The organism is Paraflavitalea sp., from assembly GCF_059502485.1.
Window position 1 is genome coordinate 570,518 of sequence record NZ_JCACET010000008.1, and the last position, 18,560, is coordinate 589,077.

Annotated in this window: 17 protein-coding genes; 8 read left to right on the top strand and 9 right to left on the bottom strand. The window is 46.9% G+C overall.

The features are described from left to right. Positions 1-14 precede the first annotated feature (14 nt). From AC5JBY_RS05055 to AC5JBY_RS05065, 3 genes are read left to right on the top strand one after another with little or no spacing between them, the layout of a single operon-like run. On the top strand, positions 15-2,021 hold the full coding sequence (locus AC5JBY_RS05055) for a M1 family metallopeptidase (protein ID WP_495903473.1): 2,007 nt from the start codon (positions 15-17) through the stop codon (positions 2,019-2,021). A gap of 54 nt (positions 2,022-2,075) precedes the next feature. Then, entirely contained in the window at positions 2,076-2,879 is an 804-nt protein-coding gene (locus tag AC5JBY_RS05060) for a glycoside hydrolase family 25 protein (protein WP_495903474.1), read from the top strand. A gap of 18 nt (positions 2,880-2,897) precedes the next feature. Next, on the top strand, positions 2,898-3,134 hold the full coding sequence (locus AC5JBY_RS05065; RefSeq protein ID WP_495903475.1) for a hypothetical protein: 237 nt from the start codon (positions 2,898-2,900) through the stop codon (positions 3,132-3,134). Positions 3,135-3,140: 6 nt separating this feature from the next. Here the strand turns inward: AC5JBY_RS05065 and AC5JBY_RS05070 are convergent, their stop codons facing one another. The 7 genes from AC5JBY_RS05070 to AC5JBY_RS05100 form a co-directional block, all read right to left on the bottom strand. Then, positions 3,141-3,569 carry a YybH family protein gene (locus AC5JBY_RS05070; protein ID WP_495903476.1) on the bottom strand — a complete coding sequence of 143 codons (429 nt, stop codon included), beginning with the start codon at positions 3,567-3,569 and terminating at the stop codon, positions 3,141-3,143. A gap of 120 nt (positions 3,570-3,689) precedes the next feature. Continuing rightward, a complete protein-coding gene (locus tag AC5JBY_RS05075) occupies positions 3,690-4,553 on the bottom strand; it encodes a TIM barrel protein (RefSeq protein ID WP_495903477.1) in 864 nt (287 codons plus the stop codon). A gap of 99 nt (positions 4,554-4,652) precedes the next feature. Next, positions 4,653-5,225 carry a gluconate 2-dehydrogenase subunit 3 family protein gene (locus tag AC5JBY_RS05080; protein WP_495903478.1) on the bottom strand — a complete coding sequence of 191 codons (573 nt, stop codon included), beginning with the start codon at positions 5,223-5,225 and terminating at the stop codon, positions 4,653-4,655. A 25-nt stretch (positions 5,226-5,250) separates the two neighbouring features. Further along, positions 5,251-6,966 carry a GMC oxidoreductase gene (locus AC5JBY_RS05085; RefSeq protein ID WP_495903479.1) on the bottom strand — a complete coding sequence of 572 codons (1,716 nt, stop codon included), beginning with the start codon at positions 6,964-6,966 and terminating at the stop codon, positions 5,251-5,253. A gap of 22 nt (positions 6,967-6,988) precedes the next feature. Beyond that, on the bottom strand, positions 6,989-8,668 hold the full coding sequence (locus tag AC5JBY_RS05090) for a GMC oxidoreductase (protein ID WP_495903480.1): 1,680 nt from the start codon (positions 8,666-8,668) through the stop codon (positions 6,989-6,991). A gap of 113 nt (positions 8,669-8,781) precedes the next feature. Then, complete coding sequence (locus tag AC5JBY_RS05095) at positions 8,782-9,678, bottom strand: hydroxypyruvate isomerase family protein (protein WP_495903481.1); 897 nt, start codon at positions 9,676-9,678, stop codon at positions 8,782-8,784. Between the two features lie 75 nt (positions 9,679-9,753). Then, positions 9,754-11,037: an MFS transporter gene (locus tag AC5JBY_RS05100; protein WP_495903482.1), complete on the bottom strand. Its 1,284-nt coding sequence runs from the start codon at positions 11,035-11,037 to the stop codon at positions 9,754-9,756. 278 nt (positions 11,038-11,315) lie between these two features. Here AC5JBY_RS05100 and AC5JBY_RS05105 point away from each other — a divergent pair, with 278 nt between their 5' ends. The 5 genes from AC5JBY_RS05105 to AC5JBY_RS05125 all read left to right on the top strand — a co-directional run bounded on the left by AC5JBY_RS05105 (position 11,316) and on the right by AC5JBY_RS05125 (position 16,099). Continuing rightward, positions 11,316-12,482 (top strand): Gfo/Idh/MocA family protein, encoded by a 1,167-nt coding sequence (locus tag AC5JBY_RS05105; RefSeq protein WP_495903483.1) that lies wholly within the window; start codon positions 11,316-11,318, stop codon positions 12,480-12,482. Between the two features lie 23 nt (positions 12,483-12,505). Then, positions 12,506-13,558, top strand: a complete 1,053-nt coding sequence (locus tag AC5JBY_RS05110; RefSeq protein ID WP_495903484.1) for a sugar phosphate isomerase/epimerase family protein — start codon at positions 12,506-12,508, stop codon at positions 13,556-13,558. A gap of 50 nt (positions 13,559-13,608) precedes the next feature. Beyond that, on the top strand, positions 13,609-13,989 hold the full coding sequence (locus tag AC5JBY_RS05115; RefSeq protein WP_495903485.1) for a c-type cytochrome: 381 nt from the start codon (positions 13,609-13,611) through the stop codon (positions 13,987-13,989). 320 nt (positions 13,990-14,309) lie between these two features. Then, positions 14,310-15,047: a 3-keto-disaccharide hydrolase gene (locus AC5JBY_RS05120; RefSeq protein WP_495903486.1), complete on the top strand. Its 738-nt coding sequence runs from the start codon at positions 14,310-14,312 to the stop codon at positions 15,045-15,047. A gap of 263 nt (positions 15,048-15,310) precedes the next feature. Beyond that, complete coding sequence (locus AC5JBY_RS05125; RefSeq protein ID WP_495903487.1) at positions 15,311-16,099, top strand: 3-keto-disaccharide hydrolase; 789 nt, start codon at positions 15,311-15,313, stop codon at positions 16,097-16,099. A 73-nt stretch (positions 16,100-16,172) separates the two neighbouring features. Here AC5JBY_RS05125 and AC5JBY_RS05130 read toward each other — a convergent pair whose 3' ends face one another. Then, on the bottom strand, positions 16,173-17,504 hold the full coding sequence (locus AC5JBY_RS05130; protein ID WP_495903488.1) for a Gfo/Idh/MocA family protein: 1,332 nt from the start codon (positions 17,502-17,504) through the stop codon (positions 16,173-16,175). Between the two features lie 113 nt (positions 17,505-17,617). Continuing rightward, a complete protein-coding gene (locus tag AC5JBY_RS05135; protein WP_495903489.1) occupies positions 17,618-18,484 on the bottom strand; it encodes a sugar phosphate isomerase/epimerase family protein in 867 nt (288 codons plus the stop codon). Between the last annotated feature and the right edge of the window lie 76 nt (positions 18,485-18,560).

Genomic DNA, 18,560 nt, shown 5'->3' on the forward strand with positions numbered 1-18,560 from the left:
GTAAATTGTACAAAATGACCCGGAACAACAGTTCGGCATTATCCACCATCACTATGAAAAAATTATACATACTTTTCCTGTTGGCTACCCCTTTCGCGCAAGCACAGACGCCTGCAGCCTCCAATCAATGGGGACCACAATCGACATACGATATAGCCCAATACGAAAAACAATCCCTGCAACGACGACTCGATGCGCAGGGAGCAGATGGTACTGCAGCCTTTTCCGTAGCCTCCAACAACTTCGACATCCACTACTATCAGTGCAACTGGAAGCTGAGTCCCGAAGTTAGGTACATCAACGGCAATATTACCCCTCACTTCACCACCCGGTCGGCTTCCGATAGTATAACACTCGACCTGGTTAATACCCTTACTGTCGACAGCGTTAAATACCACAATACTAAAATAAACTTCTACCAATCGGCCGATAACGGGCTCATCATTAAATGGCCCGCTACCATCAGTGCCAACCAGAAGGATTCTGTAACCATTTTTTACCAGGGAGTTCCCGTCTCCCATGGGTTTGGTAACTTTTTCCAGGGCTTCCACCGGGGAGCCTATGGTATATGGACACTCTCGGAGCCCTATGGAGCCGCTGGTTGGTGGCCCTGCAAGAATGGGCTCAACGATAAAGCCGACTCGATTGATATCAACGTTACCATTCCCGAAGGCTATACAAGCTCTTCAAACGGCTTACTGATTAAGGAAGAAACAGCAGCAGGCCAGACGACCAGCTACTTCAAACACCGGTATCCCATAGCCACCTACCTGGTGGCGCTCGCCATTACAAAATATGCCATTGCAAAAGACAGTGTTCAACTGGGCAACCGCCAGATGCCGCTATTGATGTACTCCTTTACATTCGATGTAGACTATTATAAACCAGCCACAGCACAGGTAAAAAGATGCCTTCCCAAATTTTCAGAGCTATTTGGTCTTTACCCCTTTCACCTGGAACAGTATTGCCAAACCCAATGGGGGCTGGGAGGAGGAATGGAACACCAAACCAACAGCTTTATTACAGCCCGCTGGGAAGGATTGGTAGCCCACGAATTGGGTCATCAGTGGTTTGGAGATAAAGTTACCTGTGGTAGCTGGCAGGATCTCTGGCTCAATGAGGGGTTTGCAACCTTCGTAGAACTGGTCCACAGTGAGCTTTATGCCCCTGAATATTACCCTACACAACTTGCCAACCTCATAACAAGTATCACCAATGTTCCGGATGGGTCGGTGTGGGTCTCCGACACAACGGATTTCACCCGGCTATTCAGTGGTCGCCTCACTTACAATAAAGGAGGCATGGTAGCACACATGCTGCGTTGGGTATTGGGCGATTCTACTTTCTTCAAAGGCATCCGCACCTATCTCGACGACCCTGCAGTTAAATACGGTTATGCCCGTACTGCCGATCTTAAAAGAGTAATGACGGCGGTAAGCGGTAAAAACCTCGACAACTTTTTCAACAAATGGGTCTATGGAGAAGGACATCCCAGCTACCAGCTCACCTGGAGCCAGAACCTGAACAATTGGGCTACCGTCAAACTAAAGCAAACCACTTCCCATCCCTCCGTTTCCTTTTACGATATGCCGGTGGCCATCAAATTTAAAAATGCTACACGCGACACAACCGTTGTTGTCAATCACCAATACAGTGGGCAGGAGTTTTCCGTCAATGTAGGCTTTGCCGCCGATACGGTCCTCATAGACCCTAACCTGCGGTTGGTGACAAAAGGAAATACTTCCCAAAAAGAAACCGGGAACATAACAGTCAACCAACTGAAAATATATCCCAATCCTGCCCCGGACAGACTTTTTATTTCACTGATCAACCCGACCGATAAAAAGCTATCCCTCCGCTTATTCAATAGCATCGGCCAGTTGGTGTACCGGAAAGAGATTGACATGCCGGGACGCAACGAACAGCTCGACATTCCCCTGCAGCAGCTTGCCCGGGGCATCTATTACCTCAGGCTGAAAAGCGAAAAAAGCATAGAGGTTACCCACAAAATCATGCGCTGAGATTGTTCACACACATTTATCATTTCTCCAACGGAATAATCCATCGAAAAAGAAATGCTGACAACTATATTTGCAACCGCGGGCATGGCAGAGAATAAAAAAAGAAATATCGGTTGGAAAATACTCATCACCCTTGTACTCACGGGTATATTGGTAATGCTCGGTTTTCAGCTATACGAATGGTGGATTGCCCGCAGAGCCCACTTTGTACGTTACCAGGCTTTCGGAATAGAAATACCCACCAACTATGGCATACACGGCATCGACGTTTCCAAATACCAGGAAGTAGTCGATTGGGAAAGCGTGAAAGGCATGCAGGTAGAAGACGTGCAGATTGGCTTTGCCTTTATCAAAGCCACCGAAGGCAATGGAAATGAAGACCGTCTCTTCAAGCGCAACTGGAAAAAGTCAAAAGAAGCAGGCGTCACACGCGGAGCCTACCACTTCTTTATAGCTACCAAAAGCGGTAAAACACAAGCCGAAAACTTTATCTCTACAGTTGAACTCTTGCCGGGCGACCTGCCGCCGGTGCTCGATGTGGAGCAGACCTATGGCGTAAAAGGCGATAAACTGCGCCAGCGGGTAAAAGAATGGTTGGAAACAGTAGAGAACTACTACGGCATAAAACCCATCATCTACACCAACGTCGATTTCTATAAGCAGGTACTGAAAGATGAATTTGACCACTACCCACTTTGGGTGGCCCATTACCTGCAAAAAGAAAAACCCCGCATCTATCGCGATTGGCATTTCTGGCAACACAGTGAGCAGGGCCATGTAAACGGCATCCTGTATAAAGTGGACTTCAATGTATTCAATGGCGACTCCACCGAATTCAAAAGCCTGCTCATCAACTAAAAAAAGTAATTTTATCCCATGCCTTATGCACAAGACGATCCACGGGATTTCCTGAGGCGGGTAGTATGGTCACTATCCCTGGGCCTGGTATGGCTGGTTAGTAATTTAGGTATCGGCACTTATACAGGCTTGATGGTGCCTGAGAAAAGCGTGACCATTGGAAATATGCTGTTCTACGTATGGATGGTTAGCAGCCTGTCGGCGCTCATCTGGATCAATGTCCGAATTTGGAAAAAGAAATTCCCCCACGGATAAGATTACTTAGCTACTGTGATCGGCCACAATCACCCATTTGCCCTTGATCTTGCGGAACAACAGGTTGTAATGACCACTGATATCACCGGCATTACGTTTGAGGTTCCACTTACCCACTACGAAAAAGTAATCCTTACTTATTTGGTCCACCTTGATCAGGTTAAAAGTCAACGTACCCATCTGGTCCGGGCCATTGTAATTCTTCTTATAGTTATTGAGCGTATTCTGGTAGCCATACGTAACCCCATTCTTGCCTACGAACATCAGCGAGTCATTTTCCCAATACCCCTTCATAAAAGTCACCAGGTCGCCCTTATTCCAGGCTTCCGTTTGTTCGTGCAGAATTTGACGCACAGCCTTTTCATCAGCAGATTGAGCCAACGTAACCATCGGCAGTAAAAAAGCAATAAAGGATAAAAGCAGGAGATTTCTCATAACGAAGATTGTAGCTGAAAGATACGTTGTTTACAAATGGAAAGACCTTCCCTCAATCCGGGAAGGCCTGTATTTATTTTCGAAGCAAACGCATTGCCGATTGCCGACTGTCGATTGCCGTCAAATGCTCAACTTCTTCATATAAGCCGCATCTACTTCCGCAGCTTTCAGCGGCGTAGTGCCCTCATAGCGCTCCTGCTCTACAACATAATATTGCATGCCCAGCTTTTGTGCTTCCTTCAGGATTTTGCTGAAATCAAGCGAACCCTTACCCAGGTCTACAGAAGCATCATGCTCTTTCGGATCGGCGCCCTTCATCCTGTCCTTCACGTGGCATAGGCGGAAGCGTTTAGGATACTTCTTCAACCACGCAATGGGATCTTCACCCGGCGTGGCCACCCAGTAAATATCCATTTCATAATCTACTGTATCAGCGTTTGTGTTTTGCATCAGCGTATCCTGAGGCATCACACCATCGAGCGCTGTGAAAGTATAACCGTGGTTATGATAAGCAAAACGGATTCCGTTCTTCTTGCACACATCACCACACTTATTGAACTGGTCTGCATAACGTTTATAATCATCAAGCGTCTTCTGAGGTCCGATATAAGGACAGATCAGGTACTTCATACCAATCTCGGCGGCCTCGGCAGCCTTCTGCTCAAAGTTTTTATTGATATCACAATGCGTGGAGATCATAGTAATGCCAAGTCCATCAGCAAACTTTTTGAACTCCTTATTCGACATGCCCCAGTAAATACCCTTCGGACCTTCATAGCCCTCAATCTGCTTATAGCCAAAAGCTGCTACCTGCTTTAAAACACCCTGAGGGTCTTTAGGCATATCCTCACGCAACGTGTACAATTGCAGGCCAAACTGCTTCAGTGGTTTATTGGCTGCAAAAAGGTCGGTTGCAGAACCCATGGCCATCGCAGATGCCAACACACCACCTGTCTTCAAAAACTGTCTCCGGTTATAACTCATAGAATAACGAAAGTTGTAAATTAAAAGAATAAGTATTTTATCACAAAGCCATTAGCGACAGCCAACAGCTAACTCCTAATAGCTAACGGCTAATTCCTCCTACGTCGCCCAGGCCTTGTCTCCCTTCTTATACGGCATACAGCCATCATAGCGGCCGGGGATCGCCTCGTAGCGCAATGCTTCCGTAGCACCGATCTTGGAAGTGAAATAACCCAGCAACGTCAATTGCTTCATTTGCGTGAAGTAATGTGCTGGATCATCCTTCTTTTTATTCTTGTTGTATTCCTTTTGCTCGTTGTCCAGAACGATCAGCACAGCCTTGCGCTGCTCAGCTGTAGCACCCATAAAAGACTTGTCATGCGTCTTGTGGCACAACTCATCCAGCTTCGACATACCTTCCAGGAATATCTTCTGGTTCTTCTCATCATAACAGTCCTTCACCATTACGGTCATGAACGTTCCCACGCCGGCAGCCTTCGCACCAGGAGTATTGGTGGTAGGAATAATAGTCTCAGCTATTTCATCCAGGTAGGCAATATCAGTTGGCTTGAAGTCCAGCGAAGTCGTGATCTTATCATCACTGGCCTTACAACCCGACAGAAAAAACTCAGCCCCGATCACGGTGCCGCCCAACAACAGGGCTACCCTCGATACAGCTTCTCTTCTGTTCATATTATTTTAATTTAATAATGTACAATTATAAATTCCCTTTCTTCAATTCACCCACCGCAAAGTCTGCTGCCCGCGCAGTCAGCGCCATATAAGTGAGCGAAGGATTCTGACAAGCCGAAGAAGCCATGGCCGATCCATCCGTGATGAACACATTCTTTACATCGTGCATCTGGTTCCACTTGTTCAGCACCGAAGTCTTAGGATCGCGACCCATCCGGGCAGTTCCCATTTCATGGATACAAAAACCCGGAGGCGGCATATTATCAAAAGGCTTTACATTCTTGGCCCCTACAGCTTCCAACATTTCCACGGCACTGGCCTTCATGTCTTCACGCATCTTCATCTCATTCTCCTTGAACTCACAATCGATATCCAGCGTGGGAAGTCCCCACTTATCCTTCTTGTCTTTATTCAGTGTCACCTTATTATCGTAGTAAGGCAGGTGCTCACCCCACGAACCCATGCTCATCGACCATTCGCCTGGTTCCAGCAAACTTTCCTTTAATTCAGTGCCGATGCCATCATGCGAATTTACACGTCCACGGCTGGCGCCACCCTGATACCCAAAGCCACGCACATAATCCGTACGCTTGCTGTCTTCATTGATATTGCGGAAGCGCGGGATATAAATACCATTCGGCCGGCGGCCAAAGAAATACTTGTCTTCAAAACCTTCAATATCGCCACGGGCGCCAATACCATAATGGTGGTCCATCAGGTTATGTCCTACCTGCTCACTGGTATTGCCCAAACCATTCGGGAATGCATCCGACACAGAGTTCAGCAATATAGAGGCTGTGCCGAGCGTCGAAGCATTCAGAAAAACGATCTTGGCATAATACTCTTCCGTCTTCATGGTTTCAGCATCCATGATACGCACACCCTTGGCGCGCTTAGTGTCCTTATCATAGATCACTTCCAATACGATCGAGAAAGGCCGTAAAGTCAGATTGCCGGTTTTTTTTGCTGCAGGCAGCGTAGCAGCGTTACTGCTGAAATAACCACTGAACGGACAACCCTCATGACAGCGGCTCCTGTATTGACAGGGACCACGGTCTCCTACCTTAGCGGTATGGTTCGCCGTGCGGCCAATGATCATGGCGCGGCCGTTGAACTTTTCTTTGATCCGGGCAGCCACATGCTTCTCTACACAGTTCATCTCCATTGCTGGCTGAAACTCGCCGTCTGGCAATTGCATCAGTCCATCCTTGTTACCACTAATGCCGGCAAACCGTTCTACATAACTGTACCACGGTTCAAGATCCTTATAGCGGATGGGCCAGTCGGTTCCGAAACCATCCTTGGCATTGGAAGAAAAATCAATATCACTCCACCGGTAACTCTGGCGGCCCCACATTAAAGAACGGCCACCAACGTGATAACCCCGGATCCAGTTAAAAGGCTTTACCTGGTTGTAAGGATTCTCAATATCATTTACAAAGAACTTCTTCGATACCTCGTTAAAAGCATAACACTTACTCTGAATAGGACTATTTTTTCGATCCTCCTGCGTAAGATTATTGTGGTGAGGCAATTCCCACGGAGCCTTATCAGTATCTGTATAATCCTTGATGTGCACCACGTCCCTGCCCCTTTCCAGGAGCAGCGTTTTAAGACCCTTCTCACAAAGCTCTTTCGCGGCCCAGCCGCCGCTGATACCACTACCCACTACTATTGCGTCATAGGTGTTTTGGGCAGTGGCCTTGTTGTTAATGTTAACGTTCGTTGAATCCCCGGGCATAGATTAAAAAAGTATAAAGAAGTTATAAGTTGCCTTTCTTCAGTTCACTTACTGCAAAGTCTACGGCCCTCGCCGTCAGCGCCATATAAGTAAGCGAAGGATTCACACAGGCGGCAGAGGTCATACAAGCCCCATCAGTAACAAACACGTTCTTGCAATCCCACACCTGGTTGTGCGCATTCAATACAGAAGTCTTTGGATCCTTGCCCATACGTGCAGTACCCATTTCATGGATACCCATGCCCAGCGCATAATCACTTTTGAAGCCCTTTACCTGCTTTACGCCGGCAGCTTCCAGCATCTCCACACCATCTTGTTCCATATCCTTCTGCATCTTCTTCTCATTCTCCTTGATCTCGGCGTCTACATCCAACACGGGCAGACCCCATTTATCCTTCACATTCTTATTCAGCGTTATCTTATTATCATGGTAAGGCAACGTTTCTCCAAAAGCTGTCATGCCAATCGTCCAGGGACCGGGCTCGGTCAACGCTTCTTTCAGGTCAACACCAATATTCAACTCAGCCACATTGCGGCTCCATCCTGAGCGGCTGGCCGCTCCCTGGTAACCAAAACCACGCAGGTAATCCCTTTTTTCACCAAAGAGATTGCGGAAACGCGGAACATAAAAGCCCGTAGGGCGCCGGCCAAAATAATACTTGTCATCATAACCCTCTACCGTGCCAGAAGCTCCAATACGGAAGTGGTGGTCCATCAGGTTATGACCAAGCTCGCCACTGCTGCTGCCCAAACCACCAGGCCAGATATCAGTAGCAGAATTGAACAATACCCAGGTGCTGTTCATGGCCGAAGCACAGAGGAAGATCACCTTGGCAGTATATTCGATGGTTTTATTGGTCGTAGCATCTATTACCTCTACTCCCGTTGCCTTCTTGGTATCCTTATTATACAAGACCCTGTTTACAATGGAGAACTCCTTTAACGTCAGGTTGCCGGTAGCCCTTGCTGCTGGCAGCGTAGAAGATTGTGTGCTGAAGTAGGCACCGAACGGACAGCCCAGCCAGCACTTATTACGGTACTGGCAATTGGTACGGCCAGGTAATTTCTCTGTAAGATTGGCTACACGGCCAATGGTCAGCAGTCGCTGACCTTTATAATGCTCTTTAAGACGTGCAGCTACATCCTTTTCCACGCAGTTCAGGTCCATAGGACGCTGAAACTGTCCATCTGGCAACTGTGGAATACCATCCTTATTACCGCTGATGCCTGCAAATTTTTCAACGTAGTCGTACCACGGCGCAATATCTTTATAACGAATAGGCCAGTCGATGGCGATACCCTCTTTACCATTCGCTTCAAAATCAAAGTCACTCCAGCGGTAACTCTGCCTTCCCCACATCAGCGAACGACCACCTACATGGTACCCACGAAACCAATCGAAACGTTTGGTTTCTGTATACGGACAATCCTTTTCATTGGTCCAGTAATCCAGGTTCGTTTCATTCAGTGGGTAGTCCCGGTTGAGCACAGGATAATCCTTGATCATCTCCTGAGTCTTACCGCCCCGGTGAGGAAACTCCCAGGGATCTTTATTGGCGTTTACATAACCTTTAATATGTTCGATATCATTACCCCGCTCCAGCAACAAAACTTTCAATCCCTTCTCGGTAAGCTCTTTCGCCGCCCAACCACCACTAATACCACTACCCACGACGATTGCGTCGTATGCATTCTCTGCCATAATATTCGAAGTTTAAATGTTTGTCGTTCGTTAGCTGCAGTACCCTAATCCCTCACAGTAATTCTTGTCTGCGAAGCAAAAGCACTGCCGATTGCCGATTCACGATTGCCGTCCTACACATCACAAATGCTGATTGCCTTCTCCAGCGAAGCCAACCTTTCTTCATTCGTTTTACGGTCGGGGATGAACTCTTGCGCCACATAGCCCTTGAAGCCGGTAGCAAGAATAGCCTTCATGATAGCAGGATAATAGAGCTCCTGTGTATCGTCGATCTCATGACGGCCGGGAACACCACCAGTGTGGTAATGAGAAATATATTGATGACTGCTGCGGATCGTGGCGATCACGTCACCCTCATCGATCTGCATATGATAAATGTCGTACAGCAATTTGAAGTTTTCAGAACCGATGCGCTTGCAAAGCTCTACACCCCAGGCAGTTTTATCACACTGATAATCTTTGTGATTCACTTTACTGTTCAATAGTTCCATTACGAGCGTTACCTTATGCTGTTCAGCGAGGCTCATCAATTGCTTTAAGCCTTCCGCGCAATTGTTCCAACCAGTCTCATCATCGATGCCACGGCGGTTGCCACTAAAACAGATCAGTTGCTTATAACCAGCCTTAGCTACCAGCGGGATCATTTCAGAATAATTCTTGATCAGCTGAGCGTGGAACTTCTTGTCGTTGAACCCGTCAACCAGGTTGATCTCAGCCCCATTACACATGGAGGAGTACAAGCCATACTTTTGCAATACAGGCCAGTCTTTAGGACCAACAAGGTCAATAGCTACAATACCCATCTTTTTAGACGCTGCAGCAAATTCTTCCAGGGGAATACTGCTGTAGCACCAACGGCATACAGAGTGATTAATATTTCCTTTCAAAGTGATAGATTTAGACTCGTCGTCACAAGCTGTAAAAGAAGATAACATACCGGTAGTGCCGAGGGCTGCAGTTCCCGCCACAATATTCTTTAAGGCAAGCCGGCGTGATTGGTTGTTAGACATGAGAAACGTTGATATTGAATGTACGAAAATGTTACCACATAAGTCCTTAAAAACACATCATTAACATATGCGTCATTAAGCGCCAGCCACAGTCAGTTGCTGAGGCTTCTTTCTGCCGCGCATATAAATAAGCAGACCCGCAAAAGCAACAGTCAGCACGATGGGAATGATGAGCGTTGCATCCAGCACCCCAGGACCCGCAGCCTTCTTTGCTTCGCCAAGAGCATTGGCCATTTCAGAACCAGCAGGAGCGGCATTGTAATCAGCTAGCACGGCACCCGCAGGTAATTTTTCGGCTACCAGTTTATCATAATAACCACCCATGAATATCATATAAATTGATACGGCAAACATGCCCGCACCACCCATCAGGTTCAAGCCCACAGCACCAGTCTTAGGCAGGTTTTCCGCCACAAAACCAAGCATCGTTGGCCAGAAATAACAAACCCCCATACCGAAAACAAGAGCACCTACAAATACCATATTACCTGTCGTGTGACCAAGTAAATAAATACCAGCAGCGGCCAGGATAGCTGAAATAAGCAATACACCCTGAGGCGACAATCGGTGCACAACGGGCTCAGCCAAACCGCGGCCCAATACCATTACACCAGTTGATACAGCCAGTATCAGAATCGGATTATCAGTAACATTTTTTAACAACAGATCGATCCACTGACCGGTAAATAACTCAGTGATCGCAGTGCCAAACATGCAGATAAACATAAAAATGAAAAGCGGATTCCCCAGCGAACGATACATTTCACCAGTGGAAACACCGGAAGCCACACGTTCAGTAACAGGAAACTTTAACCTTGAGAACAGATAGCCGTAAGCTATTGTCGGGAGCAACATCATACCTACTTGGATCTGCCAGTTTAAACCAGCCTTGCCAAAAAAGTAGGAAATCAAAGTGCCAATTACAATACCACCAGGGAACCACAAGTGGAAGTGATTCAGCTTCGTAGTCTTATTGTCGGGATACAAAGAGGTAACCAGTGGATTACAAGCCGCTTCCACAGTACCATTGGCAATGCCAATAAGAAGAGTTGAAATAAACAGGCTCCAGTAGCCTGAAGCAAAAATGGTAAGAAGGATACCAGCCAGGTGAAATACAAAGGCCAGTACCAGCAACCGCTTCATGCCGATAGCATCTACGACCATACCACCAATCACAACAGCTAAAGGGAAACCCCAGAAAGCAGTTGCAGCAATAGTAGCGATTTGTTCAGCATTTAATTGAAACTGCTCACCCCAGGTATTTAAAAGACCTGCACGAATACCGAAAGACAATGATGTTACCAAAAGGGCTAAACAACTGGCCCAGAATAATTGACCACGTTGGATGGTTGATTGCATGGCAAGGAGTGTTTTTTATTTATAATATCGTTAGGATATCCACCTTAACATTGAAATTGAGCAGAATCTGCTCAAACGACATAGCTCGCGACTTACAGCGCTTGGCTTATATTTATTAATCTTCTATTAATTTGCAAAACTGATTATAACCTGCTTACCTTTAGCACCCGTTATAAAAGCATTGAACGATTTTCAATATACGGTCGTAAATGTAAATTTTTTATTTTTAAATCACATTGTTCTTTCAATAATTTATAATACTTTCTAATCATTTTTACATGAACAGAAAACTTCGAATGGGAATGGTTGGCGGAGGAAAAGATGCCTTCATTGGTGCCATTCACCGCATTGCAGCCAATATGGACGGACTCATAGAACTCGCAGCAGGAGCGCTTAGCATCAATCCTGAAATAGCAGTCGATTCAGGCAAAATGCTCTTCCTGCCCGAAGATCGCATATACCTCAACTATGAGGACATGATCAAGAAAGAAAGTCAGATGCCGGCCGACAAGCGCATCGATTTCATCACCATCGTTACACCCAACTTTGCACACTTTGCACCAGCAATGATGGCCCTCGATCATGGTTTCCATGTAGTCATCGAAAAGCCCATCACATTCACACTCGATGAAGCCAAGCAACTTAAAAAGAAAGTCGACGAAACAGGACTCATACTCGCACTTACGCATACCTATTCAGGATACCCACTCGTAAAACAAGCCCGTGCCATGGTACAAGGCGGCGAGTTTGGAAAGATCAGGAAAGTGTGGGTTGAATACCCACAAGGCTGGCTCAGCAAACTCAGCGAAAGAGAAGGCAATGCCCAGGCCGCTTGGAGAACAGACCCCAAAAAATCAGGAAAGAGTGGTTGCATGGGCGACATTGGTACCCATGCTGCACATCTGGCAGAATATATTACAGGATTGAAGATCACCCACCTTTGCGCTGACCTCAACGTTATGGTACTTGGTCGTGCATTGGACGATGATGGCAACGTGCTCCTGAAATTCGACAACGGCGCTGCCGGTGTGTTGATGGCTTCACAAGTAGCAGCAGGAGAAGAAAATGCACTGAAGATTCGCATCTATGGAGAAAAAGGAGGCATCGAATGGGCACAGCACGAACCCAACACCCTGTTGGTAAAATGGCTCGATGCGCCTACACAGATACTGCGCGCAGGAGCGGGATACACCGATCGCCTGTCCAGCTATGCCACCCACAACTGCCGCACGCCCGGCGGTCACCCCGAAGGATACCTCGAAGCATTCGGTAACATCTACCGCAACTTCGCGCTCACCCTCACAGCCCGCATCGATGGCAAAGAGGCAACCAAAGAAATGCTCGACTTCCCTCGTGTGGAAGAAGGCATCCGCGGTATGGCCTTCATCGACAACGTGGTAGAAAGCAGCGCCTCTACCGTTAAATGGACAGAATTTAAAGTATAACTCCAGGCTAATTAATAAGCTATATGAAGACAATAAAAGGACCCGGCATATTCCTCGCCCAGTTCATGGGCGATAAAGCGCCATTCAACTCCCTTGATACCATTTGCAAATGGGCAAAAGGCCTTGGGTTTGTAGGCGTACAAATTCCCACCTGGGATAGCCGCTGCATCGACCTCCAAAAAGTGGCCGAAAGCAAAACCTTCGCCGACGAATACAAAGGAAAAATAGAAGCAGCCGGCATGCAGATCACCGAACTGTCCACCCACTTACAAGGACAGCTGGTGGCCGTGCACCCTGCTTACGATACCCTGTTTGACGGATTTGCGCCCGAATCAGTACGCAATAATCCTAAAGCAAGGACCGAATGGGCCGTACAACAACTTAAATGGGCAGCGAAAGCATCTCAAAATCTGGGGCTGAACGCACACGCTACTTTTAGCGGTGCCCTTTTATGGCCTACGGTATATCCCTGGCCACAGCGTCCTGCCGGATTGGTAGAAACAGGATTCAAAGAGTTGGCCAACCGCTGGCTGCCTATCCTCAACCATTTCGATGAGTGCGGAGTAGACCTCTGCTACGAAATACATCCCGGTGAAGACCTGCATGACGGTATTTCCTACGAAATGTTCCTGGAACATACCAACAACCATGCAAGAGCCTGCCTGCTCTACGATCCTTCCCACTTCGTATTGCAGTGCCTCGATTACCTGGAATACATCGACAACTACCACGAGCGCATCCGCATGTTCCACGTAAAAGATGCTGAATTTAATCCCACCGGCAAGCAGGGCGTTTACGGAGGATACCAGTCTTGGATCAACCGCGCTGGCCGCTTCCGTTCCCTGGGCGATGGACAAGTGGACTTCAAGTCCATATTCAGCAAGCTCACAGCCTACGACTATGCAGGCTGGGCTGTCATGGAATGGGAGTGCTGCATCAAACACCCCGAAGACGGAGCCAAAGAAGGCGCGCCATTCATTAAAGACCACATCATCCGGGTGACAGAAAAAGCATTCGATGATTTTGCAGGTACCGGCAGCGACGAAAAATTTAATCGTTCCGTATTAGGTTTGTAGTAAATTGCGGCCGTTCCGTCACCTGATTGTCATAAATAAAAAATATACAGATGAAAAAGTTGATAGTGGCTTTCCTGATCACCGGTTCTATCGCAGCCTGCGGTGGTGGAGAGCAGAAGCCTGCTACAGAAGAAAAAAAGGAAGAGAAGAAACCCGATGTTTTGGCTGTTGACAACACCAAAGGACTCGAACTCATTGCTACCAACGACTGCACCACTTGCCACAAGATGACTGAGAAGAACATCGGGCCAGCCTATTCCGACGTAGCTGCTAAATATGAAGCAACACAAGCCAACATCGATACATTGGTAAATAAGATTATCGCTGGCGGTTCAGGCGTATGGGGCGCAGTGCCTATGACACCCCACCCCACATTGAGCAAAGAAGATGCTACAGAGATGGTGAAAGCCATCCTGGCACTTAAAAAATAATCAGCTTCGACAGTTTCAATAGGCTCGAAAACACTTGCAGGTTTTGCTATACGCCGGTCCCGCACCAGCCTATAGCAAAACCTGTTTTATTTCGTCTATTTTGTTCTGCGAGGCTTGCAGCCTCGCAGCCCTATTCCAGGGCCTTTGGCCCTATCAACGTAAAAGTGCGAAGCAAGCAAAGCGCCGTAGGCGCCAACTCGCAAAGCGAAGAACGAGAAAAAAAGCACCATAGACGCTCATGCCGCTCAAAAGCAAAAAAGAACAAGTAATAATAAAAGAATATTCATTTTTTCCCTTACCTTGAACCCAAATTTTTTCCAATGCTCAAACGGTTTTGCTATCTGTTGATATTATCCAGCGCCATTGCTTGCAGCTCCTCTAAAAAAACTACCGGAACCGCAGCCCTCAATACCCTTTCTACAGCAGAAAAGAAAGAAGGTTGGCAACTCCTGTTCGACGGTACCACCAAAAATGGCTGGCATATTTTTAACAACCGTACCGACGGTTCTGCCTGGAAGGTAGATTCTGGTACACTTTATTATGAACCAGCAGCCCGTGGGCCAAGAGGAGAAGGTTCCGGTGAACTGATCACTACCGACTCATTTGAGAACTTTCACCTCAAGCTGGAATGGAAACTCACCGAAGGCGGAAACAGTGGCATCATCTTCCTCGCCCGTGAAGATTTGAAATACCGTTACGCATACATCACAGGTCCCGAAATGCAGATCATCGACAACGACAGGCACCCCGATGCTAAAAACATCAAGCACCGTGCTGCTGACCTGTATGACTTCATCACCGCACAACCAGAAAATGTACGCCCTATCGGACAGTGGAATGAAGTAGAGATTGTACTCAACAAAGGAAAGCTGGATCTTTATCAAAATGGCGTTAAAGTAGTTTCCACCACCATGTGGGATGCCAATTGGGAAGCGATGAAAGCACAAAGCAAATTCAAGAATACGCCCGACTTCGGAGCCTTCAAAAAAGGTCACATCGTATTGCAGGACCACGGCAACAAAGTATACTTCCGCAACATCAAGGTTAAAAACCTCTAAAAGAGGAAAGATAATACAACAATCGAGCGGCTGTTCCCCACAAGGAGCAGCCGTTTGCTTTTATAAATCCCTTCTGTCATTTCGAACGAGTCATCCCTTTTTTGTCATTTCGAACGGATCTTCCCTTGTTTGTCATTTCGAACGGAGCGATAGCGGAGTGAGAAATCTGCTTTCGAAGCAAACGGTAGGAGAGAAATTAGTAATCTCACCCATTAAAAATTAATACCAAACATGTATCTTGAATACACAAAAAAATCTACATTATGCGATTCCTGCTTGCTGTAAGCCTCTTGGCCTCAGTTTTTAGTGCCTGTAATTCAAACGAACAAACAGCTACTACTGATCCTTCAAAAAAAGACACCGTGGCCGCAACACCAATTACACCACCTCAAGACAATAGCCTCACCGTTACCGAGCAGGCCGAAGGCTGGCAGCTGCTCTTCGACGGCACGTCCAAAAAGAACTGGCATGTATTCAAAACCCTGTCCGATGGCTCTGCCTGGAAAGTGGTAGAAGGCACCCTCCACCTCGATCCCGCACAGAAGAAAGACGACAAAACTGTAGGCGGAGGCGATCTCGTTACCGATGAAGAATACGATAACTTCCACCTCAAGCTCGATTGGAAAGTAGATACAGCAGGAAACAGCGGCGTGATGTTCTATGTAAAAGAAGATCCTAAAATAGAAAAGACCTATCACTCAGGCCCCGAAATGCAGGTGCTGGACAATAACGGCCACAAAGATGGTAAGATCATTAAACACCGTGCCGGTGATCTCTATGATCTTATTACCAGTTCGCCGGAAACTGTTAAAGCAATTGGAGAATGGAACCAGGCAGAGATCATTGCCAAAGACAGCACCCTCGAATTCTTCCTTAATGGAGTTAAAGTACTATCTACTAAAATGTGGGACGATAACTGGCGCAAAATGATTGCCGGGAGCAAATTCAAAGAATGGAAAACATTCGGCTCCTTCACATCAGGCCGCATTGCCCTCCAGGACCACGGCGATCCCGTTTGGTACCGCAACATAAAGATCAAAAGACTGAAATAACATACTTAAAGAAAATGGGTGAGCCACCTTCCAAAGGTGGCTCACCCATTTTCTTTATAAGATAGTCCTGTCACTACACCTTCGGCAACTTATACCCATTATGATATTCCTTCATCAGGTATTCCTTATTGATCTTACTATCCGTAAACGCCTCTTTACTCTTATCCCAGGTTAGCTTCTGACCAGTACGGAAAGCAATATTACCCATCTGAGCTACCGTTGCCACGTGGGCGCCCGCTTGAATAGAACAATGCAGATCATCCAGCTTCCGCGATTTCACTACTTCAACGAAGTTTTCCCAGTGCTTATTCAATCCATTATCAGAAGGCTTTACCATTGGCTTGGAAACCTTGTTCTTGCTCTGCCTTTCTTCGAGCACTTCCCAGCCACCACGACTTAATACCAGTGTACCATTATTGCCGATGAAAGCAATACCGTGATCACGGCCATAAGAACCATTGTCAATACCCATGGCCGAATCCCATACGAGATTGAAGCCATCAAATTCATATAAAGTAGTCAGCGTATCAGGCGTTTCTTCATACAGGTCAGGGTAGGCAAACTTACCACCCAGCGCTGCAATAGTTTTAGGCGTAGGAGCCTTCATGCCGAGCAACGCATAATCCAGCAGGTGAACACCCCAGTCAGTCATTAGGCCACCGGCATAATCCCAGAACCAGCGGAAATGAAAATGAAAGCGGCTGGCATTAAAAGGACGGGTTGCTGCAGGCCCAAGCCAGGCAGCATAATCTACACCAGCAGGCGGCGCGCTATCAGCGCGCACAGGTTCAGGACGCATCCAGCCCTGGTAGCACCATACCTTCACCGTACGGATATTGCCAAGCTGACCACTATGCACAAAATCAACAGCATCGCGGAAATGCTGCTGACTCCGTTGCCATTGACCAGCTTGCACTACCTTATTATAACGCTGTTGAGCAGCTACCATGATCCTGCATTCAGCAATCGAGTTGCCCACGGGCTTTTCAACATAAACATCTTTACCAGCCTCACAGGCATGGATCATCTGCAACGCATGCCAGTGGTCCGGCGTACCGATAATTACAGCATCGATATCCTTTTGCTCCAGCAACTTGCGGTAATCAGAATAGACCGACACCTTTGAAACATCGATATTCATTTTCACAAGGTCAGCCTTGCGCTTATCTATCACATTCGAATCAACATCACAGATAGCTACAAGATTTACACCTGGCACCTTTAAGGCTGCATTCACATTAGACCAACCCATACCATTGATGCCAATAGCGCCAATATTAAGCTGGTCGGCCGGAGAAATGCGGTTGCGGAATATGGTGAAAGGACGAGAATCGAAAGACGACAATACAGTGGCGCCCGTAACCAGGGCTGCCGTTTGCTGCAGAAACTTTCTGCGATGGCTCATAATCGGTGGTTTTATTAAAAGGTAGGTTTATAAAGTCCATGTTGTCATTTCGAACGCAGCGAAGCGGAGTGAGAAATCTGCTATCGAAGCAAACGCACTGCCGATTGCTGGTCTCAAAGTATCTTCCCATTCAGGTAGGTAATACTCTTCGCAATACTATCGAAAGGTGAACCAGGACATTGATCCTGCTCCACAAAGAAATATTTCATACCACTCAACTTCGCGTTCTTGAAAATGCGCTTAAAGTCTATCACACCACTTCCCACTTCAGTAAAGAACTTCTTGTCCGTATTGTCCATGTCCTTCACATGCCACATGCAGAACCGGCCGGGGTGAGCTTCAAACAACTTTACCGGGTCATGGCCTGCCTTTACGGCCCAATACAAGTCCAGTTCAAACTGAACCAGCTTGGCGTCGGTATTTTTAGAGAGAATATCAAAACCAGATTGGCCATCAAGAGCGGTAAACTCGAAGTCGTGATTGTGATAAGCCAGTTTCAGGCCGCCATCTTTGGCCATAGTGCCTGCCTTGTTCAGGCCTTCGGCAATCTTTTTATAATTATCGGGGTCCTTACGGTAAGCCTCTTCCAGCCAGGGAATGGTAATAAACTCCTGGCCAAGTGTTTTGGAGTCTTCTACAGCCTTTTTCCACTCATCTTCCCAACCACCCTTCAGGAAAAAGCTGCCGGGATAAGTGTGTCCGCTTGGAGAGGTAAGACCATTCTGTTTTAAAACAGCAGATAATTCAGCAGGAGAGAGATTGAACCACTTCCGGTTGCCATAACCAAAAGTTTCAACCTGTTTATAACCCAATTGAGCCACCCTGGCGAGAGTGCCTTTGGGGTCTTTGCCAATTTCATTGCGGAGCGTATATAACTGAACACCTACGGGCTTCTTTTTGAAAAGATCTTCTGTAGGGAGGAAAAAACCAGCAGCAAGTAGAGAAGATTGTTTTATAAAATCGCGACGGGTAGCAGGCATCGTATTAATATTAAGATGCTCAAATTACTAAAAAATACTACCACAATCCGAAAGCAGGATTATTTTAACAGCCACT